The organism is Hyalangium minutum, from assembly GCF_000737315.1.
Taxonomy (GTDB): domain Bacteria; phylum Myxococcota; class Myxococcia; order Myxococcales; family Myxococcaceae; genus Hyalangium; species Hyalangium minutum.
Genome location: NZ_JMCB01000002.1, coordinates 420,272 through 439,487 on the forward strand (window position 1 = coordinate 420,272; position 19,216 = coordinate 439,487).

Below are 19,216 nucleotides of genomic sequence, written 5' to 3' on the forward strand. Positions count from 1 at the left end.
CGTCATGAACTGTTCGGAAAGGTCGGGACTTTTCGCGCTCAAAACCCCCGACCTTTCCGAACAGTGAGCCTTGAGGCCGGCCGGGGTAGCCGATCTCGCGACATCACAGTGTGACGTTCACGGTCACACCTGGGATGCCCAGGTGAGAGCTAAGTCGTTGAAATGACCGGGGCGAAAACTGGTACGCGGCTTGCGATGGGCTTGGGTACATGGTTGCCGTGGCCCCAATGCTCTCGATATTCCTAGTCGCTGTCCCTGCCACCGAGGGAGCGGTCTGGACGCTGGACCTCCTTGTGGGAGAGGCGCTGGAGAAGAGCCCCAAGGTGGCTGCCGCTCGTGCCGAGGAGACAGGCGCCGAGGAGGGGCTGTCGGCGGAGTCCCGGTGGATGCAGAACAACCCCCAGCTCGAGGTGGAGTACGGCACCGATGCCGTAACCCAGGATGTAGGGGAGCGGCGGATGGCGATCGCGATCAGCCAGCAGCTCCAGGTGGCTGGGCAGCGGGGCTTGAGGGTGGAGCGGGCGGAGGCGGCGCTCACGGCGGCGCGAGCCCGGCGGCGGGCGGCGGAGCTGCGCGTGGCCCGGGAGGCGGCGGATGCGGCGGCGGACTGGGGGCGGCGTGAGGCGCTCGTGAAGCTGATGGAGGAGGCGCTCGCGGCGGCTCGGACATTGGAGGAGGCTGCGGCGAAGCGCTTCGCGGCGGGAGATGTTCCGGAACTGGAGCGCAACGCGGCGGCGCTGGAGCGGGCTCGGGCCGAGGCTCGGGCCGCCCAGGCGCGTGCGGAGGAAGTCTCTGCCCGGGCCTCCTTGAACCGGCTCCTCGGGAGAGCGGCCACGGCGCCGCTGATGGTCACGACCAGCGCCGTGACCTTGCCCGAGGTGCTGGCCGCGCCACAGCCGGAGGTAGAGGAGGCCCGCGCGGAGGCCGAGGCAGCTCGGGCGGAGGTGGATCTGCTGCGCCGGGAGCGCATTCCCGATCCCACCGTGAGCCTCGGCTATGAGCAGGAGCGGCGGCCCGAGGAGCACGCCACGGGCCCGGACTTGCACACGGCCTCGATGGTCGTGGCGCGCCTGTCCCTGCCGCTGCCGCTGTGGAACCGCAACCAGGGAGAGCTCGCCGAAGCGCGAGCCCGGCGAGCGGCCCGTGATGCGGAGCGCCAGAGCCGCGAGCGCGAGGTGGAGGCGGAGCGCGTGTCGGCACGAGAGGGTTATGAGGCAGCGCGGATTGCCGAGGCCGCGCTCACCGCGGCGCTGCCAGGCATTGAGCGCAACCTGACGCTGGTGCAGCGCGCCTACGAGGCGGGAGAGCTGAGCCTGGATGCAGTGTTGCTCGCGAGAGACCGAGCCTACGCCGCGCGAGGGGAGGCCATCGATGCCACCGCAGCGCTGGCTCGGGCCCGTGCCGCGCTGCTGAAGGCCTCGGGCCGCCTGCCGACGGGAGAGGTGCCGCGATGAGACGCCTGTGCTCGGTGCTGCTCTGTCTGCTGGCCGCGCCGGCCTTCGCGCACGGAGGCGAGGACCATGGCGACGCCTCGAAGCCCGTGAGCTCCATAGCGGACGAGACCCATGTGCTCGGGGCCACCGGGGATGTCTTCGAGGTGGTGCTCAAGCACCCCGAGCACGGTGAGGGCGGGAAGACACCGCTGCGCGTGCTCGTCGCGGAGACGGACACCAACGCTCCGGTGTCGGGAGCCGAGGTGGAGCTGACGCTGACCGGGCCGACCGTGCAGGCGCTGAAGCCGAAAATGGAATCGCCCGGTGTGTACCAGGCGGAGGCGGAGCTGCCCGTGGGCGCCGAGTTCGCGGCCGTGGCCACCGTTACCCGAGGTGAGGCAGTGGACGTGCTCGCGCTCGGCGTGGTGCACCTGGAGCCCGAGGAGTCCACGGACCACCCCGGTGGTGCCACGTCGCGCGGGTGGCAGCTGGGCGCGGTGCTCGGGGGCCTGGGCGTGCTGGTGCTCATTTCCTGGGCGAGGGCTCGAAGGATGCGGAGGGCGGCGCCATGAGCCGATGGATGCACGCAGTGGGGGTGCTGCTCGTGGCGGCGGTGGCCTGGGGCCATGGCGGAGAGGACCACGGGGCGCCTCCCTCGAAGCAGGGAGTGGCCGGGCCCGGCATCTCCATCGCGAAGGAGACCCAGTTCCTGCTGGAGATCCGTACCGAGCGCGTACGGACTCGCTCCGTGGAGGCGCGGCTCGTGGCTCCGGGCAAGGTCATCCCCCGGACGGACCGCTATGCCCAGGTGGCCTCGCCCGTGCCGGGCATCGTCATGGCCTCGGGGAGCGGCGTGCCGCTCGTGGGGCAGAAGGTGAAGAAGGGCCAGGTGCTCGCCACCGTCCAGCAGAGCCTCTCCGCCTCCGAGGCCACGGGCCTTTCCACCGGGCTCATCCAGGCCGAGGCCGAGAGCACTCGCGCGCAGGCTGCCCTGGAGCAGGCCCGGAGGGACCTGGCGCGGCTCGAGTCCCTGCAGGGCGTCGTCGCGGAGAAGGACGTGCAGCAGGCCCAGCTCGCCGTGCGCACCGCCGAGCAGGAGCTGAACCGGGCTCGCTCCGCGCGGGAGGTGCTGTCTGGAGCCCGCCAGGGGCAGGGCACCACGCGCTTCACGCTGACGGCGCCCATCGACGGGGTGCTCGTGGAGGCGCGCGCCACGGTGGGCGAGCAGGTGGATCCGTCGCGTCCGCTCTTCACGGTGCTGGACGCCTCGGTGGTCTGGGTGGAGGCGCGCGTCTACGAGAACGACGTGGCGCGGGTGGAGGCCGCCACGGGGGCGCTCGTGCACAGCGCGGCCTACGAAGGACAGCACTTCGCCGCGCGCCTGTACCACGTGGGCCAGGTGGTGGACGAGGGTACGCGCAGCGTCCGCGTCCTCTTCGAGCTGGACAACCGCGAGGGCCGTCTGCGCCCGGGCATGTTCGTGGACGTGGCCATCGGAGCGGGAGGGCGTCAGCAGGCGCTCGCGGTGCCCGAGGCGGCGGTCATCGAGGAGGAGGGGCGCAGCTTCGTCTTCCTCCACACGGGGCCCGAGCAGTTCGAGCGGCGCGAGGTGGTGCTCGGCGTGCGCGACGGCGAGTGGCGCGCGGTGCGCCAGGGCGTGCGAGAGGGCGACCGCGTGGTGGTGAGGGGCGTGGGGACGCTGCAGGCCACGAGAGGAGGGCGATAGATGCTGGACCGCATCATCCTCTTCTCGTTGCGGCACCGGCTGTTCATCGTCCTGGCGGCGGTGGCGGTGCTCCTCTATGGAGGTTGGGCCGTCACGCGGCTGCCGGTGGACGTGTTCCCGGACCTGAACCGTCCGACGGTGACGGTGATGACGGAGGCAGGAGGCCTGTCTCCGGAGGAGGTGGAGGCGCTCGTCACCCGGCCCATCGAGGTGTCGATGAACGGAGCACCGGGTGTGCGGCGGGTGCGCTCCTCGTCGGGCGTGGGGCTCTCGGTCGTCTACGTGGAGTTCGACTGGGGCACGGACATCTACCTGGACCGGCAGCTCGTGGCCGAGCGCCTCCAGGTGGCGCGCGAGGGGCTGCCCCGGGACGCGCTGCCGCAGCTGGCGCCAGTCTCCTCCATCATGGGGGAGATCCTCCTGCTGGGCGTGCAGAGCGAGGGAGACCACTCCTCGCCACTGGAGCTGCGCTCGCTGGCCGACTGGGTGCTCCGCCAGCGCCTGCTGACCATTCCAGGCGTGGCGCAGGTGACGGTGATGGGCGGCGGGGTGAAGCAGTTCCAGGTGCTGGTGAATCCGGAGAAGCTCTTGGCCTTCGGGCTCACGCTGGAGCAGGTGGAGCAGGCCGCGCAGCTATCCCAGGGCAACACGACGGGGGGCTTCGTCACGCAAGGAGGGCGTGAGTACCTGGTGCGCAACCTGGCGCGCAGTGCTTCTGTGGAGGACCTGGCGAACACGGTGGTGGCGGTGCGGGACGGAGTGCCCGTGCGGCTCAGGCAGGTGGCCGAGGTGAAGGCGGGCCCGGCGGTGAAGCGCGGGGATGGAGGGATGAACGGGCGGCCCGCGGTCATCCTCGCGGTGCAGAAGCAGCCGGGGGCGAGCACGCTGGAGCTCACCGAGAAGGTGAAGGAGGCGCTGGCGGAGCTGCGGCGCACCCTGCCCGAGGACGTGCACGTGGAGACGCTCTTCGAGCAGGCCGCGTTCATCGAGTCCGCCATCGGCAACGTGGAGGAGGCGCTGAGGGACGGAGCCATCCTGGTGGTGGTGGTGCTGTTCTTGTTCCTGGCGAACGTGCGCACCACGGCCATCACGCTCACGGCCATTCCGTTGTCGTTCGTCATCACCGCGCTGGTGATGAAGGCGTTCGGGCTCTCCATCAACACGCTCACGCTGGGCGGGCTGGCGGTGGCCATCGGCGAGCTGGTGGATGACGCCATCGTGGACGTGGAGAACGTCTACCGGCGGCTCAAGGAGAACCGTCAGAAGGAGCACCCCGAGCCCGCGCTGCGCGTCGTCTACCGCGCATCCTCCGAGGTGCGGAATTCCATCGTCTTCGCCACGCTCATCGTGGTGCTCGTGTTCCTTCCGCTGTTCGCGATGGGCGGAATCGAAGGCCGGCTCTTCGCGCCGCTGGGCGTGGCCTACATCGTGTCCATCCTGGCCTCGTTGCTGGTGTCGCTCACGGTGACGCCGGTGCTGTGCGCGTACCTGTTGCCCCAGGCGCGCTTCCTGGAGCACGGGGACAGCGCGGTGGTGCGAGCGCTGAAGCAGCGGGCGAGGAGGCTCTACGAGGTATCTCTGGCCCACCCGGGCGCGGTGATGGCGGGTGCGGCGGTGCTGGTGCTGGCGGCGGTGGCCACAGTGCCGTTCCTCGGGCGCAGCTTCCTGCCGCAGTTCAACGAGGGCACAGCGACGGTGAACGTGCTGGCGCCGCCGGGCACTTCGCTGGAGGAGTCCAACCGGCTGGGGCTGTTGGCCGAGCGCCTCATCGCCTCGGTGCCCGAGGTGCATACGGTGGGCCGGCGCACGGGCCGGGCCGAGCAGGACGAGCACGCCGAAGGTGTCCACTACTCGGAGCTGGACGTGGACTTCAAGGCCGGGGGCCGCCCCCGGGGCGAGGTGCTAGGAGACATGCGGGCCCGGCTCGCGCAGCTGCCGGGCGTGTCTGTGTCCGTGGGGCAGCCCATCTCGCACCGGCTGGACCATCTGCTGTCCGGTATCCGCGCGCAGGTGGCGGTGAAGATCTTCGGACAGGACCTGGATGCGCTGCGCGCCAAGGCGGAGGAGGTGCGGCAGGTGATGGCCGAGGTACCCGGCATCGTAGACCTCCAGGTGGAGCAGCAGACGCTGATTCCGCAGCTCCAGGTCCGCCTGAAGCGCGAGGAGGCGGCGCGGCTGGGCGTGCAGCCGGGCGCCATGGCCGAGCAGCTCGAGAAGGCCTTCAACGGCGTGGTGGTGGGACAGGTGCTGGAGGGGCAGCGGACCTTCGACGTGCTCGTGCGCTACGACGACACGGCGCGGGCCAGCGCGGAGACGTTCCGGCGGGCGTTGGTGGATACGCCCTCGGGGGCGCGGGTGCCGGTGTCGGCGGTGGCGGAGGTGGTGGAGGCGCGGGGTCCCAACCTGATCAACCACGACCACCTGCAGCGGCGCGTGGTGGTGATGGCCAACGTCGCGGGGAGAGATCTGGGCAGTGCGGTGGAGGAGGTACGCGCCCGCGTCGCCGACCGCGTGAAGCTGCCCGTGGGTGCGTCGATTGCCTACGAGGGCCAGTTCGAGAGCCAGCAGTCGGCCACGCGCCTCATCGCGCTGCTGTCGCTGGTGTCGCTGGTGGGGATGTTCGGGGTGCTGTACTCGCACTTCCGCTCGGTGCGGCTGGTGCTGCAGGTGATGCTCAACATCCCGCTGGCGCTGGTGGGCAGCGTGGCGGCGGTGCTGCTCACGGACCGCACGCTCTCGGTGGCGACGCTGGTGGGCTTCATCACCCTGTGCGGCATCGCGAGCCGGAACACCATCATGATGATCTCGCACTACCTCCATCTGGTGGAGGTGGAGGGGGAGCGCTTCAGCCCGGAGTTGGTGGTGCGCGGCTCGCTGGAGCGGCTGGTGCCGGTGATGATGACAGCACTGACTGCAGGGCTGGCGCTGGTGCCGCTGGCGCTGGCGGCGGGCGAGCCAGGCAAGGAGCTGCTGCACCCTGTGGCGGTGGTCATCCTGGGAGGGCTCGTCAGCTCGACCCTCTTGGACATGGTCGTCACCCCGGCGGTGTTCTTTCGATTCGGCCGTCCGGCCCTGGAGCGGTACCTGGCGCGCAAGCAGGCGGCGCGCGAGGAGGAGGGGCTGGCGTTGGCTCCTCCCTCGGAGAGCCAGCTGCCGGGCCGTGCATGAGGGAAGTCATGGGTAGGAATGTTTGGGAGAGGCACATGAAGCACTGGATGGGGTGGCTGCTGATCGCGGGGCTGGTGGCCGCATGTGACAAGAAGACGGAAGCTCCGGGCGCTGGTGCGCCACCGCCTACCACGGCTTCGGCCTCGGCGAAGCAGGCGCATGAGAACGAGCCGCACGAACATGCGTCTCCCCACGGCGGCTTGGTGGAGTCCTCTTCACGGGGGCATGTAGAACTGGTGGCCTCGCGGGATGGGAAGTACCGCGTGTACCTGCTCGATGACGACATGAAGGTGCGCCCGGTCGAGGGCGCCAGTGGTTCCATCAAGGTGGCCAAGGCGGGCTATCCCAATGTCGTGCTCGCTCCCGAGGGAGACCACCTGGTGGGGGAAGGACCAGCCCACACGGACGAGCACCTGGCCATGGTGGTGACGGTGGTGCAGGGCGGGAAGCCAGAGACGCTCCGCTTCAACGCGCACCTGGAGGCGAAAGGCCACGCCGCTGCGGGGGCCGAGGGCATGAAGGCGCACGACCACACGCCGCTGCAGGGCGGCATGGTGGCGATGAGCGGAGAGCTGCACCTCGAGGTGCTCTCGCAGCGCTCGGGAGAGGTGCGTGTATGGGTGACGGATGCCTTCCGCAAGCCGGTGCCGCTCGAGGGGATGAAGGGGACGGTGAACGCTGGGGGCCAGAGCGTGCCGCTCACGCCGGAGCCCGGAGGCCAGTTCCTGACGGCGAAGCTGTCGCCATCGGATCAGGAGCGCGAGACGACGGTGCGTCTGCCGATGCCGGGAGACCCGGAATACTTCATCACCTTCCTGCTGACGCCGAAGGATGCGCGGGCGGCGGCCGCCTCGGCTCCGATCAAGTCGGAGGGGAGGGCCGCTCCGGAGGCGATGCAGGAGGTGACCATCAACGTGGCGGGCGGCTACCAGCCGAGCGAGGTGAGCCTGAAGAAGGGAGTGCCGGTCCGGCTGCGCTTCATTCGCAAGGACACGGGTGGGTGCTCGGAGGAGCTGGTCATCCCGGACTTCGGGGTGAAAAAGGCGCTGCCGGGGCTGACGGAGACGGTGGTGGAGTTCACGCCGGACAAGACGGGCACCTTCCCGTTCACGTGCGGCATGGGGATGTTGAAGGGCCAGCTCGTGGTGAACTGAAGGGAGCCGGAGGCGCGAGCATGGAACGCATCGAGCGAGAGGACGGTGAGCCGGTGGTGAAGGCGCTGGTGGACAACCACCGGCACTTCCTCGCGTTCCTGGAGCGCCGCGTCGGTAGCCGCGCGGTGGCGGAGGAGCTGCTGCAGAGCGCCTTCGTGCGGTCGCTGGAAAAGAGCGGCGCGCTACGAGACGAGGAGCGGGCGGTGGCGTGGTTCTACCGGCTGCTGCGTAACGCGCTGGTGGACCACTACCGCAAGCAGGCCGCCGAGGGCCGTGCTCTGGAGCACGAGGCGCGCGAGGCCACCGAGGTGGGACCGGATCCGGAGCTGAAACAGGCCGTCTGCGCCTGCGTGGGCGAGCTGCTCCCCACCCTGAAGCCCGAGTACTCGGAGCTGCTGCGTCAGGTGGAGCTGGAGGAGCGCAGCGTGCCGGAGGCCGCGGCGGCGGTGGGCATCACCCCGAACAACGCCGGAGTGAGGCTCCACCGGGCGCGTCAGGCGCTCAAGCGGCAGCTAGAGAAGAGCTGCGGCACCTGCGCCACCCACGGCTGCCTCGACTGCTCCTGCCAACGGCGCTGCTAGGAGTTTGTTGAGGTAGACGAGGGCTCACTCACCGCGAGGACCGCCAGTCGAGACGACGCATGTGCACTGAGCGACCAGGCACGTTCCCCTGCGTGGGTAGGGCGGTGCGACCTGGGGCCTTCCGTCTGTAAAGCATTGCGCGGTATCCTCCCAGGTTGGGCGAGCCGTAGGCGGTCTACGCCTCGGGCAATTGGAGGAGCCGAGACCATGAGCCGGGTGCTGGAGCAGAAGGTCCTCGATTTGGCGAGCGGGCTGCTCGAATCTCAAGACCTCGCGCAGTTACAGGCGCGTACGGAGTCCCTCCTAGCGAAGCTCTTTCAAGCAGACCATGTGGCGTTCTGCCGGATGCATCCGGACCTGCCCACATTGTTCGATTGGAAGGCGAGCACGACGGGACATTTCCTTCAGAGCTATTACCAGTGGTACCAGAACGACTTCGTCTTCCGTTGGCTCTCGCAACATCCCAACATCGCGTCGAGCGACACGGAAATGCTTCGGGGTCGGAAGCTTGAGGAGACAGAGACGTATCGGCGCAGCCGCGAGTCGCATTTGGGCTTGAGGCATGTCCTCGCGGTTTTGCTGGCTCCCGAGGGCCAGCTGGGCAGTGGTGCCGTCGCGCTGTACACCGATCGAGACAAACCTTTCCCTGAGGAGAGTCGGCGTTTGCTGCAAAGGCTCACCCCCGCCCTATCGGGGGCGTTCGTGAACTTCGCTCGATTCGGTGCGCTGTCCTCTCACAACCAGCTCCTGGAAGAGCTGCTTGACCAGCATGGAACGCATACCATCGTGGTGGATGCCCAGCGGCGGGAGGTCTTCCGAATAGGAGCTGTCAGATCGTTGCTTGAAAACTGGTTCCCCTCGCGATCTGACCGGGACGAGGGGGGAATCCCTCGGGCCTGGAGAGATCGGATGGACGCGCTCATGACGGGGAGCGTCCCTCTCAATCTCCCAGCGGACTCATGGAGGGAGAAGCGGGGGCTGAGCACCTTGGAGGTGTGCTTCACCAGACTGCCGAGCATCAATGGCCGCAGCCTCTGGGAGTTACGGCTGAAGGAGGTCCATGTGGTACCCGAAAAGTGGCGGCAAATACTGACGCCCAGACAGTTCGAGGCGGCTGCCCTCGTTGTTCAGGGCCTGGCAGACAAAGAGATCGCCGACAAGCTCGGTATCACCGAGGACACGGCGAAGGACCACGTCCAGTCGGCCTACAAGAGATTGAAGGTATCGGGCCGGGCCGGACTCATCGCCCTGGCCTTGCGGTCCTGAGACACTTCGGCGCCGGAGCAAGCCCTTTCCAGAAGGACCCGCCCCGGCGCCCTCCGACGCGGTGTGTGCGGGGAGCGACGCCGGAAGCGGGACGGGACATCCGTCCCCTTAAGAGGGATGCGACGCGTTCTCGGGTGCCCCTTCCGTGAAGAGGCCCAGGTAGAGGACCCGGGTGGTGCGTGCGGACAGCAGCAGCGCGGCCTGCTCCTCCTCGTTCGTCAGGGGACTTAGCAGTGACGTCAGTTCCTCCACATGCCTCTCATCCGCGGTGCCGTGCGCCTTCAAGAAGGTGACGGCCTTGCGGATGTTGGGAATGGTGTTGGCCGCGAGCATCCGCTTCACCGACTGGCTGGCGCGGTGCACGGACAGGTACTCCAGCACGTAGGCCGTGCCCAGGAACGCCTCGGGCCGTCCGCAGCGCGAGGTGAAGCGGTTCCAGGCGACATAGGCAGTGACTGCGGGGGTGGGCACCTGCCGCTCGACGCGCTCGGCCGGCCAACCCAGGTTCTTCAGGTCCGCCAGCAGCCAGCGCTCATGCCCGCGCTCCTCGTTGGACTTCTGCAGGAGCAGGTCCCCCAATTGGGGGTGCAGGCCCAGGCGCTTCATGCGCCGGCCCGCCTCGGCCAACAGCGGAGTGGTCCACCGCGCGTAGTGATACGTCTGGATCAGGTAGTGGACGTAGCGGTCCTTGCCAATGCTGCCATCGAAGAGCCGCCGCGCCTCGGGGTGCGCGTCCAACTCCTCGAGCAGCGTGCGCGCTTCGTGCTCCAGGGCGGTGGGCCAATTCATCATGAAGGGGGATTCGGTGTGCGAGTTCATGGACGTCTCCTGTTCGGGCCCCGGGATGGGGGACCGTGGGTGTGGATGTGAAGTGGGTGGGAAAGGGTGATTCGGAAGCCAGCGGCGCGGTTCAGCTGCGCGAGGTGCGGGCGGTCAGCTTGTCGAAGAACTTCCGCGTGCTGGCGGGAACATCATGGAGCGCCGCGACGAGTGGCAGGGAGAAGCGGCGGAAGCACGCGTCGTAGAGAGGCTCGGCGATGAAACGCGCCCCCAGCTTGCCGGAGAAGAGCGACAACACCCGGGGGAGGCACAGTCCTTCGAACTGTCCCTGTCGAGCGCGCTCCCTCTCCTCTGGGGTGTAGATGGGCGCGGCCGGTGCCTCCGGGGGCTTGGGGTAGGCGAGCGTCCGCGCACGCCACTGGGGGCTCAGCAGGCCCTGGTGGGCCGCCACTTGGAAGAGGATGCGCGCGTCCTCGGCCGAGTCCGTCTCCGTGTTCGCGGAGGCGATCCAGTGCGTCACTCCCCGGCGGCGGCTCTCCTGATGGAGCCCGGCGTACAGCCACATGAGGACCGCGGAGTGGCGCCAGTCCTTGAGGATGCAGAAGCGGGTGGTCTCGGCGAACACCCTGCCCGGACCCTCCAGGTCCGACAGGTCCACCTTGCTCTCCAGATCAATGCCCAGCCGGCCTCCGGTGGCGCGGGCCACCTCGGGGTTGGGCAGCAACAGGCGGGTGGTGGCCACGGGCACGCCATCCGCGTAGACGATGACGTGGGCGGTGGTCGCCAGCGTGTCGAAGCCATTGTTCTCCCGGGGCACCGCATAGGCCGGGCGCTTGAGCAGTTCCAATTCCGTACCGAAGACCTCCCAGCGCACGCGCAGCGCATCATCGAGCTGCTGCTGGGTGGTGGCGATGTGGCAAGTCAGTGTTGTCATGAACGCCTCCTGACGGCCCGGCGTCGTGCCGTGCCTTCAGGAAAATGTTCGTGGCCAGAGGCTCGAGTTCGCCGAGGCCTTCAGTTTTTCGGGCGGATAGGACGGGACGGGTAGTGTTTGTCAACCCCCCTAACAGGGTAGAGGCGTCGATCTCCCGAATGCTCCACCCTTGAACATCACCCGTGAGGTTCTGTCGAACTCCACCGCGCTGCACCGAAGAACCGGGTGAGATGCATTGACTGCATGGGCGACCAGTCCTGGCGAGGAGAGGGGATGCGCAATCCATCAGCGGAAGAGGAAATGGTCTTGCACCAACGGCTCCTGGAGCGCGATCCGTTGGCCTACTTCGACGTCTTCCCCATGTACATGGAGCGGCTCGCGAAGAAGCTGGAGGGGCTTGGCTACGACGTCGATATTGCCCGCGATGCCGCCCTCGAGGCGGTCTTGGCCTACCGCAAGGCGCCGGAGCGCTACGATCCCAAGAAGGTGCACCCGTTCACATACCTTATGGTGTTGGCCAAAAATAAGGCGGTGGACCGGTGGCGCTCCGTCCAGGCACAGGCCCAACGAAATAAAAAGCAGGGCGATGTCGAACTCTTGCTGAGGACTCCGAACGATCCCGTGGAGAGGATGGAGACCTACGTGAGGGTACGTCAGCTCGTGGATTTGCTAGAAAAAGGGGGAATTCTGAACGAGCGGGATCAGGCCATCCTCCGGCTTTTCCTGATGGGGGAAAGCTCAACCGAGGAGAAGGCGAAGGTGTTGCGGTTGCCCCCAATGTCCAAAGAGGACAGGAAATTGGAGGTGAAGCGGCACCAGGACCGCATCATGAAGTTGCTGGAGCGTTGGTTTCGGAAGGAGGATCCAGATGACGACCCCTGACTGGCTCAAGGCCGCGGCTGAACGCAGCGCGGAGGACCCCGCGTCGCTGGCCTATGTCTTCGCGCAATACCGGAAGCATGAAGGCAAGTCCGCCGAGGAGCTTGCCGCGATGCTGGGCTGCAGCATGAAGGTGCTCGATGAGCTCTCCTTGTGCCGGCGTCCCGAGCCGGATCGCTTCGCCGAACACCTGCGGATGTTTGAGAAGCGTTTCGCAGTGGATCCTCGCCGGCTCGCGGCGGTGCTCAGGCGGGTCGAGGTGTTGGATCTTCTTCCTGCGGACAAGGAGGGAGGGACTACCGCGCGTGATGCCTCCTACCTGCTGGCGGCGCGAGACCACTCCAGCGATGACGAGACGAACTCATGAGTGGAGGCTGGCTGGAAGAAGCCGTGAAGGACTGCGGCCTGCCTGCCTCCACCGTGTTTCCCAGGGACCTGGCCGAGGACATTCCCCTGGTGTTGCCGCTCACCGTGGTGCCCCTGCCGGGCCTCACTCCCCGGAAGGGGCTGGAGTGGCTGGTGTCTCACAAGCGCGCGCACGGAGGGCTCGCGGGGACGAATGACCTCAAGCATGGGTTCACGGTGGCCCATGCGGGTGTGGGAGTGCTCTTCCTGAACAGCACGGACCTGCCGAACGAGCAGCGCTTCACGCTGGCGCATGAAGTGGCCCATTTCGTCCTCGACCACCTCCAACCCCTGCGCCGGGCTCTGCATGCGACGGACGGGAGAATCCGCCCGGTGCTGAACGGTGAACGGGAGCCCACGGTCTCTGAACAACTGTTCTCCGTGTTGGAGCGCATTCCCTACCGCACCCAGGCCAACTTCATGGACCGCAACGACAAGGGAAAGCCCCGCACGGGCCAGGTGATGGAGCTGGAGCAGCGCGCGGATCGCCTGGCCTTCGAGTTGTTGGCGCCTCGGCAGGAGCTTCTGCCACTGCTCAACCGCGCGGGGCGGGAGGAACTGGAGGCCCACCTCGTCTCCCGCTTCGGGCTGCCAGTGAAGGAAGCGCGAACCTACGCGTGGTGGCTGCTGAGGGAGCGGCCTTCCCGGCGTCCCTTCCTGACGTGCGTAACGAATGATGAGGAGCGTGACTGATGGTGGCTCGTAGTGGCGCAGGGGGACCGGACCGCTTCATTGGAGATGATGACTACCGGTCGAGCTTCAAGGAGGACTTGGGGTCCACGCTGGATCTCAACAACTGGTCGACGGGACTGGACGTCGAGAAGCTGGTTGCCGACATCCGGTCCCAGATCTCCCATTCGGCGACAGCCGAGGAGAGCATCCAGAAGACTGTCCGCACCGAGGTTCTTCGCAAGCTCAAGGAGTACTCCAAGCTCGACGTGGCGGGTGTCTATCCGGCCAGTGAGGAGCGGCTGCGGACAGTGTTCGAGGCGTTGTTGTTCCCGGGACGGGTCGAGGCCGTGACCAGCGTTGTCGCCTCTCATGACAGCTTGCCCCTGGGAATCACCCAGCTGGGTGTCGCCGTCGTTGGCTATAACGGCACGTCTGGAACGTTCTCCCAGCGGCTCTTCCGCAAGGAACTGTCCACGGAGGACGAGAATCCAGTCCAAGCCGCCATGGAGTGCATTCGCGAGCGGCACGAGCGCTCCGGGATGGGGCGCCGCGACATGCTGTCCAAGCTCGCGCGCCGGGGACTTCGGGACTACGCCGAGCGGGCCATCCTCCTGGACAAGGCCCAGGCGGAGTGGCGCATCGGCCAGGGCAATCCCTGCTCCCAGGAATTGCTCTCCGGTTCAGGCTATCCCCGCCTGCTGATGGCCTCGCTCGAGATGCTGAGCAGGCTCATTGGAGGGCACAAGAAGTTCGTGTTCGTCCCTCATGCCCTGGAAGAGCGAGGTTACCTGACGCTCGGACACGCTCTTCGGGCCGGTGAATACGCCATCATCCAGACGCTCGAGTCCGACAGTGCCTACTTCGTCGAGCGGTGGAGCTATCCCGATGAGCAGCTCAGGGACAAGGCGCTCGAGTTCGTGAGGAAGTATTGCAGGGACATCCTCATTGGTCTCTTCCGGTCCTCCGAACACGCGCCCCCTTCTCTCTTCTTCGCGCACCGGGAGCACGTGCACGTCGCGGCACACATCGTGATGGCGGACAGTCTCATCCACCCCAAACGAGGTTTTCCCATGCTGCTCGAAGTCGCGGATTCCTCCTGCAGGGGCGTGTTTGGCACGGACTCCTTCCAAGGGCTTGTCCAGGACGCCTACACGCGCGCGGGTGGCAAGTACGAGTACTTCAACGAGCGGCACTGGCGGTAGCGGGAGATGGAAGACATGGCGGATGAGAATTTGCCGAAGTTATCGGGGGTATCCCAGGGCAACAGTCCCTCGCGAGCGGTGGGGGGAGATCCCCGAGAGGTTCCTCGCTCCGCTGGAGGGGGCCTGCCTGAAAGGCCTGTGCGTCTGGGAGCCGCGGTAGGAGCCATGGGGCAAGGTCGGCCGCCTGAGGCGACGACCCTTCCGGCCGCTGGCACACGCCAGGCACCTCGGCCCCCTGTTCGGGAGACTGCCACTCCGGGCAAGCCCGTACCTTCTCCGGCCGCGAGCGCACCTCGGAGCGAGTCCCCACGTCCCGCACAACCGGCAGGAGTCCGGGCCCAGCAGCCTCCGCGGCCCGACGGCAGCCCCAAAGAGGTTCTCCAGAGGCTTCCTGAGGCGGAAGCCCATGCGTTCACCGAGCTGCGCTCCCAGGCGAATGCGGCAGCGGCGGAACTGAACCCCGAGCTCGAGAACGCAGTGGGGTTCACTCATTTCGACACCGCGTCGAGCCAGGACAACCTCATCACCGTGCTGATGACGCGGGCTGATCTGCACAAGTTGCCCTCGCAGACACTCGTGCGGGTGAAGTCCCTGGAAGACAAGCGCTCCTACCTGGGCGTGGTCGTCCGCGGCCCCTTCTCCGAGCCGGATGCCGTGGCCGCCAACTCCAACATCGCCGTGGGCGTGGTCGTCCAGGGCAAGAAGCTCTCCTTTACCTTTGATTACCACGGCCGGGCCGAGATCGAGATCCTTGGCGAGGAGAACGACGGCAAGGTGCTTCCCCCCGGCCACCGCCCGCGCCCCAAGAGCCCCGTCTTCCTGCTGGATGACGAAGAGAGCGAGCACGTCCTGGGGATGAAGGGAGAACTGTGTCTTGGAATGGTCGTGGGCTACAAGCAGATGGAGGCGCGCATCGACGCCCTGGACAAGTCCATCCTGCCCCGCCATACGGGCATCATCGGGACCACCGGCGGTGGCAAGTCCACCACCGTCGCGACGCTCATCCACCGGGCCCAGTCCGCTGGAGTCGCCACCATCGTCTTCGATGTGGAAGGTGAATACACCCATGTGGACCAGGCCACCGACGAGCCGACGATGCTCGCGGCACTCCAGCGCAGGAAGCAGCGGCCCGAGGGGGTGAAGGATCTGCACATCCATCACCTGATAGGCCGTGACACCCGCAACCGCCGTCATAAGCACCGGCATCCCTTCGCGTTGAGCTTCTCGAGCCTCTCACCCCATGCCATCGCGGAGATTCTCGAGATGACGGACGCGCAGCAGGAGCGCTTCCACAAGGCCTACGAGGTCACCAAGCTGCTGTTGGAGGATCTGAAGATCTTCCCGAAGACTCCCGAAGAGCAGCAGCAGTTGATGGAACTCGATGAGCTCTCCACGGGCTATCCGCGCATGACTCTCGAGCACCTCTTGGATGTCGTGAGCACGTACATCTACGTCCTGAGCAGTGAGGGAAGGGCTGAGAGCAAGACCAAGACCAAAGGATCCTCCCGGCAGGCCCCGGTGCCCGGCGAGAACATCGAGGAGGGGGCCGTTGAGTCGGCACCCTCCCAAGGGCCTCGGCTCTTCAGCGAGTTCAAGGAGCACCTGCACCTGGTCTTCCGCCGCGTGCATGAGCAGAGCAGCCGGAGCGAGGTGAGCTGGAAGGCCTTGTTTGGCAGGCTCCTGCGCCTGCGGCGCCTCAAAATCTTCGACGTGGGGCATGCACGAGGCGTGGATTACGACTCCATGCTGACCCCGGGGCGGGTGTCGGTGATCGATCTGTCGGACACAGACTCGCCCCAGCTCAACAATCTCGTCATCGCCGACATCCTCCGGGGGCTCCAGGAGCGGCAGGAGGAGCGCTACCAGCGGGCCCAGGAACAGAACCACCCCGTCGACCCGGCCCTCATCATCATCGAAGAGGCCCACGAGTTCCTCTCGGCCAGCCGCATCGCGCAGATGCCGGTGCTCTTCGAGCAGGTCGCTCGCATCGCCAAGCGCGGACGCAAGCGCTGGTTGGGGCTCGTCTTCGTCACCCAGTTGCCCCAGCACCTGCCCAACGAGGTGCTCGGCCTGCTCAACAACTTCATCATCCACAAGATGACCGACAGCACCGTCATCTCCCGGATGCAGAAGTCCGTGGGTGGGATCGACGAGAGCCTCTGGGGCCGCGTCCCCCGGCTGGCTCCCGGGCAGGCCATCGCCTCGTTCAGTTCCTTCAAGCGGCCTCTGATGATCACCGTGGATCCCGCTCCCGTGAAGCGGTTGCTCGTGGATTGAGACCGCGAGACCGCTTGGACACATTCGCGCGGGTGCCCTGAGGAGATCCCCCGAAAGGGGGGTATGCCCTCGATGACGCCTTTCCTAGCTTGTTTGTCACTAGGAGGCTCGAATGTCGAAGGGAGAGCGGGTTCTTGTCATCTCGGGTCCGATTGGAGCAGGCAAGAGCACGCTTGCCCAAGGACTCGTCGAGCGCCATGGAGCACATCGTGTCAGCTCTCGGGAGCTGTTGCTCGCGCGCATGGGAGAACGCAGTGGGGACCGGCGCACGCTCCAGGAGGCCGGTGCGGCGCTGGACCGCGAGACGGGTGGGCGCTGGGTGGCGGACAGCGTGAAGGAAGTCCTTCAGCGGCAGGAAGGACCGCCCCGTCTACTCATCGTGGACTCTGTCCGCATCGCATCCCAGGCCGAGGCGCTGCGAAGAGCCCTGGGGTCCCGGGTGGTGCATGTGCACCTGTCCGCGCCGGAGCAAGAACTCGCGGCGCGATACGAACAACGGCGTTCGCGGGCGGTGTCCGACTCCGAGGGCACCTCGTTCGAGGAGGCCCGCGCCGATGCCACGGAGCGCGGAGTGGAGACGCTCGCGGAGTTCGCGGACCTGGCGCTGAACACACACCGGCATCCCCCCGAGGCGGTGCTGGTCCAGGTCGCATGCCTGCTCGGGCTGTTTGGCCGAGACGTGGAGCGGCTCGTCGACGTGTTGGTCGGAGGCCAGTATGGAAGCGAGGGCAAGGGGCAGATCGCCTCCTATCTCGCGCCGGAATACGACGTCTTGGTGCGCGTGGGGGGGCCCAATGCCGGACATCGCGTGTACGAGGAGCTGGGGCCTTATACCTTCCACCAGCTTCCGTCGGGGACACGGGCGGCGCCTCGCGCGCGGGTGGCGCTGGGGCCTGGAGCCACTCTCTCGCTGACGTCTCTTCAGCAAGAGATCGCTGACTGCCGGATCGAGCCGGGGAGGCTCTTCATCGATCCCCAAGCGCTCGTCATCGAACCCTCGGACGTCGCGTTCGAGGAAGAGTCCTTGCGGAAGCAAATTGCGTCGACGGCACAAGGTGTGGGGATGGCGACGGCGCGCAAGGTGCTGCGCACGGCGGCGAAGCCGCAGGTCCGGCTTGCGAAGGAGCTTGAAGAGCTGAGGCCCTTTCTCTCCCCTACGCGAGAGGTGCTGGAGGACACCTATGCGGGTGGCGGTAAAATCCTCGTCGAGGGGACCCAGGGGGCGGGTTTGAGCTTGCACCATGGGGATTATCCGTATGTGACCTCGCGGGACACGACGGCGAGCGGGTGTCTGGCGGAGGCCGGCATTGCTCCAGGCCGGGTGCGTAAGACGCTTCTGGTATGCCGCACTTATCCCATTCGGGTGCAGAACCCCGATGGAGGGGATGGCACCTCGGGCCCCATGAGCAGAGAACTTTCCTGGGATGAGATTGCCCAGCGCTCGGGCTTGCCTCTGGAGGAGCTGCTGACGCAGGAGCGTACCTCGACGACGAAGCGGCAGCGGCGAGTCTCCGAGTTCGATTGGAGCCTGCTGCGCAAGGCTGCCGCGCTCAATGCCCCCACGGACGTGGTGCTGACCTTCGTGGACTATCTCGCCGCGAGCAACAGGTCCGCCCGGCGCTTCGAGCAATTGACCCCAGAGGTGCACCACCTCATTGAAGGCATCGAGCGGGTCGCCCAGGCCCCGGTGTCGATCCTGTCCACGGGCTTTGGTTTTCAGAACATCCTCGACAGGAGGGCGTGGTGAGCGGGATTCGCGCGGACGACTTCTCCGAACGCTTTCCCCTCCTCTTTCACATGGCGGAGGCAGGGAGCTGGCCGAGCATCCAGCGCCATGGGCTGCTGAGCACCTCGGCGCTCCTGGACCTCTTCGAGGTGAGGGGCGAGCAGCGGGTGGCCTTGGAAGCACGGCATCGGCCCGAGTCTGTCACGCTCTATCACCCCCGGCACGGGACTGCGGTCGTGCGAGACCAGAAACCCATGGATGATGCAGGGCTGCTGCGGAGTCTGAGCGGCGGACTGTCTCCAACGGATTGGTACCAACTGCTCAATGCCCGGGTGTTCTTCTGGGTCACCCACGAGCGGCTCACGAAGCTTCTCAATGCCCGAGCGTACCGGAACAAGCGGCAGACGGTGCTGACGCTAGACACCGCGCGGCTGCTGGCTCGCCATGAGGCGCGCGTCATGCTGTCCCCACTCAACAGTGGAGCGACGAAGCCATCTGCATGGCCTCGTGGACCGGACACCTTCCTGCCGATGGTGCGATACCCGTTCTCTTCTTGGGACCAGAGGCGCAAGCGCCGGGATCCGGTGGTCGAACTGACCGTCACCTATTCCGTGCCCGACATCAGGGACTTCGTGCTGCGAGTCGAGGAGTACGCGGGGGGGAAGCCAGACACGCTGTTGTTCAAGGCCAGGTGAGTCACACCCCCGAACGGGGGATATGCGTCTCTGCCTCGGGTCTCTAATTTGTGTCCTGAAGCAACCCAGGAGACGTCAATGGCGACCGGAGTACAGGAGTTCAAGACGGGTGAGAAGTGCGAGACCAAAGGCAACTACGCGTTCGTTCGGTACGTGGACAATCCGCAGACCCCCCTTCCGACAATCAATGAGCGGAACATTCCTCTCGACAAGGGGGACACGTTCCCTCCCATCAAGTCTCAGAACAGGGCAGCTTGGTGGAGGCTTACCTAGGTGACGTAGACGTGATGGCGAGCGTCGGAGCCTGTGAGCTCTGAC

Annotated in this window: 17 protein-coding genes; 15 read left to right on the forward strand and 2 right to left on the reverse strand. The window is 66.8% G+C overall.

The window, feature by feature from the left end:
- The first annotated feature begins 227 nt into the window (after positions 1-227).
- The 7 genes from DB31_RS05435 (at position 228) to DB31_RS05465 (ending at position 9,328) form a co-directional block, all read left to right on the forward strand.
- The gene (locus DB31_RS05435; protein WP_276203606.1) at positions 228-1,454 is read left to right on the forward strand and encodes a TolC family protein; all 1,227 of its coding nucleotides are present in this window, start codon (positions 228-230) and stop codon (positions 1,452-1,454) included.
- A complete protein-coding gene (locus tag DB31_RS05440; RefSeq protein WP_044183228.1) occupies positions 1,451-2,005 on the forward strand; it encodes a FixH family protein in 555 nt (184 codons plus the stop codon). Before DB31_RS05435 ends, DB31_RS05440 begins: the two co-directional genes overlap by 4 nt.
- A complete protein-coding gene (locus DB31_RS05445; RefSeq protein ID WP_083968028.1) occupies positions 2,002-3,159 on the forward strand; it encodes an efflux RND transporter periplasmic adaptor subunit in 1,158 nt (385 codons plus the stop codon). Before DB31_RS05440 ends, DB31_RS05445 begins: the two co-directional genes overlap by 4 nt.
- Positions 3,160-6,327: an efflux RND transporter permease subunit gene (locus DB31_RS05450; protein ID WP_044183233.1), complete on the forward strand. Its 3,168-nt coding sequence runs from the start codon at positions 3,160-3,162 to the stop codon at positions 6,325-6,327.
- Between the two features lie 35 nt (positions 6,328-6,362).
- Complete coding sequence (locus DB31_RS44535; RefSeq protein WP_052419734.1) at positions 6,363-7,481, forward strand: cupredoxin domain-containing protein; 1,119 nt, start codon at positions 6,363-6,365, stop codon at positions 7,479-7,481.
- A 20-nt stretch (positions 7,482-7,501) separates the two neighbouring features.
- Complete coding sequence (locus DB31_RS05460; protein ID WP_044183235.1) at positions 7,502-8,062, forward strand: RNA polymerase sigma factor; 561 nt, start codon at positions 7,502-7,504, stop codon at positions 8,060-8,062.
- 207 nt (positions 8,063-8,269) lie between these two features.
- The gene (locus tag DB31_RS05465; protein ID WP_044183238.1) at positions 8,270-9,328 is read left to right on the forward strand and encodes a helix-turn-helix transcriptional regulator; all 1,059 of its coding nucleotides are present in this window, start codon (positions 8,270-8,272) and stop codon (positions 9,326-9,328) included.
- Positions 9,329-9,436: 108 nt separating this feature from the next.
- On the opposite strand, the gene DB31_RS05470 is transcribed toward DB31_RS05465, so the two are convergent.
- Positions 9,437-10,147, reverse strand: coding sequence for an iron-containing redox enzyme family protein (locus DB31_RS05470; RefSeq protein ID WP_044183240.1), 711 nt, complete (start codon positions 10,145-10,147; stop codon positions 9,437-9,439).
- Positions 10,148-10,238: 91 nt separating this feature from the next.
- Entirely contained in the window at positions 10,239-11,042 is an 804-nt protein-coding gene (locus tag DB31_RS05475) for a GNAT family N-acetyltransferase (RefSeq protein ID WP_044183243.1), read from the reverse strand.
- Between the two features lie 273 nt (positions 11,043-11,315).
- Between DB31_RS05475 and DB31_RS05480 the strand changes: the two genes are divergently transcribed.
- The 8 genes from DB31_RS05480 to DB31_RS51495 all read left to right on the forward strand — a co-directional run bounded on the left by DB31_RS05480 (position 11,316) and on the right by DB31_RS51495 (position 19,171).
- Positions 11,316-11,924 carry an RNA polymerase sigma factor gene (locus tag DB31_RS05480; RefSeq protein WP_169787010.1) on the forward strand — a complete coding sequence of 203 codons (609 nt, stop codon included), beginning with the start codon at positions 11,316-11,318 and terminating at the stop codon, positions 11,922-11,924.
- Positions 11,911-12,288 carry a hypothetical protein gene (locus DB31_RS05485; protein WP_044183249.1) on the forward strand — a complete coding sequence of 126 codons (378 nt, stop codon included), beginning with the start codon at positions 11,911-11,913 and terminating at the stop codon, positions 12,286-12,288. The genes DB31_RS05480 and DB31_RS05485 overlap by 14 nt, the downstream gene beginning before the upstream one ends.
- Positions 12,285-13,019: an ImmA/IrrE family metallo-endopeptidase gene (locus DB31_RS05490; protein WP_044183252.1), complete on the forward strand. Its 735-nt coding sequence runs from the start codon at positions 12,285-12,287 to the stop codon at positions 13,017-13,019. Before DB31_RS05485 ends, DB31_RS05490 begins: the two co-directional genes overlap by 4 nt.
- Positions 13,019-14,200, forward strand: coding sequence for a hypothetical protein (locus tag DB31_RS05495; RefSeq protein ID WP_044183255.1), 1,182 nt, complete (start codon positions 13,019-13,021; stop codon positions 14,198-14,200). The genes DB31_RS05490 and DB31_RS05495 overlap by 1 nt, the downstream gene beginning before the upstream one ends.
- Positions 14,201-14,215: 15 nt before the next feature.
- Positions 14,216-16,477 carry an ATP-binding protein gene (locus DB31_RS05500; RefSeq protein ID WP_157231840.1) on the forward strand — a complete coding sequence of 754 codons (2,262 nt, stop codon included), beginning with the start codon at positions 14,216-14,218 and terminating at the stop codon, positions 16,475-16,477.
- 112 nt (positions 16,478-16,589) lie between these two features.
- Positions 16,590-18,224 (forward strand): adenylosuccinate synthetase, encoded by a 1,635-nt coding sequence (locus DB31_RS05505; RefSeq protein ID WP_044183258.1) that lies wholly within the window; start codon positions 16,590-16,592, stop codon positions 18,222-18,224.
- Positions 18,221-18,898 carry a DUF7002 family protein gene (locus DB31_RS05510; protein WP_240486539.1) on the forward strand — a complete coding sequence of 226 codons (678 nt, stop codon included), beginning with the start codon at positions 18,221-18,223 and terminating at the stop codon, positions 18,896-18,898. Before DB31_RS05505 ends, DB31_RS05510 begins: the two co-directional genes overlap by 4 nt.
- A gap of 78 nt (positions 18,899-18,976) precedes the next feature.
- Positions 18,977-19,171 carry a YjzC family protein gene (locus tag DB31_RS51495; protein ID WP_044183261.1) on the forward strand — a complete coding sequence of 65 codons (195 nt, stop codon included), beginning with the start codon at positions 18,977-18,979 and terminating at the stop codon, positions 19,169-19,171.
- The last annotated feature ends 45 nt before the right edge of the window (positions 19,172-19,216 follow it).

Coding starts and splice junctions, on each gene's coding strand:
- DB31_RS05435 (WP_276203606.1), top strand. CDS start 228: ATGCTCTCGATATTCCTAGTCGCTGTCCCTGCCACCGAGGGAGCGGTC.
- DB31_RS05440 (WP_044183228.1), top strand. CDS start 1,451: ATGAGACGCCTGTGCTCGGTGCTGCTCTGTCTGCTGGCCGCGCCGGCC.
- DB31_RS05445 (WP_083968028.1), top strand. CDS start 2,002: ATGAGCCGATGGATGCACGCAGTGGGGGTGCTGCTCGTGGCGGCGGTG.
- DB31_RS05450 (WP_044183233.1), top strand. CDS start 3,160: ATGCTGGACCGCATCATCCTCTTCTCGTTGCGGCACCGGCTGTTCATC.
- DB31_RS44535 (WP_052419734.1), top strand. CDS start 6,363: ATGAAGCACTGGATGGGGTGGCTGCTGATCGCGGGGCTGGTGGCCGCA.
- DB31_RS05460 (WP_044183235.1), top strand. CDS start 7,502: ATGGAACGCATCGAGCGAGAGGACGGTGAGCCGGTGGTGAAGGCGCTG.
- DB31_RS05465 (WP_044183238.1), top strand. CDS start 8,270: ATGAGCCGGGTGCTGGAGCAGAAGGTCCTCGATTTGGCGAGCGGGCTG.
- DB31_RS05470 (WP_044183240.1), bottom strand. CDS start 10,147: ATGAACTCGCACACCGAATCCCCCTTCATGATGAATTGGCCCACCGCC.
- DB31_RS05475 (WP_044183243.1), bottom strand. CDS start 11,042: ATGACAACACTGACTTGCCACATCGCCACCACCCAGCAGCAGCTCGAT.
- DB31_RS05480 (WP_169787010.1), top strand. CDS start 11,316: ATGCGCAATCCATCAGCGGAAGAGGAAATGGTCTTGCACCAACGGCTC.
- DB31_RS05485 (WP_044183249.1), top strand. CDS start 11,911: ATGACGACCCCTGACTGGCTCAAGGCCGCGGCTGAACGCAGCGCGGAG.
- DB31_RS05490 (WP_044183252.1), top strand. CDS start 12,285: ATGAGTGGAGGCTGGCTGGAAGAAGCCGTGAAGGACTGCGGCCTGCCT.
- DB31_RS05495 (WP_044183255.1), top strand. CDS start 13,019: ATGGTGGCTCGTAGTGGCGCAGGGGGACCGGACCGCTTCATTGGAGAT.
- DB31_RS05500 (WP_157231840.1), top strand. CDS start 14,216: ATGGCGGATGAGAATTTGCCGAAGTTATCGGGGGTATCCCAGGGCAAC.
- DB31_RS05505 (WP_044183258.1), top strand. CDS start 16,590: ATGTCGAAGGGAGAGCGGGTTCTTGTCATCTCGGGTCCGATTGGAGCA.
- DB31_RS51495 (WP_044183261.1), top strand. CDS start 18,977: ATGGCGACCGGAGTACAGGAGTTCAAGACGGGTGAGAAGTGCGAGACC.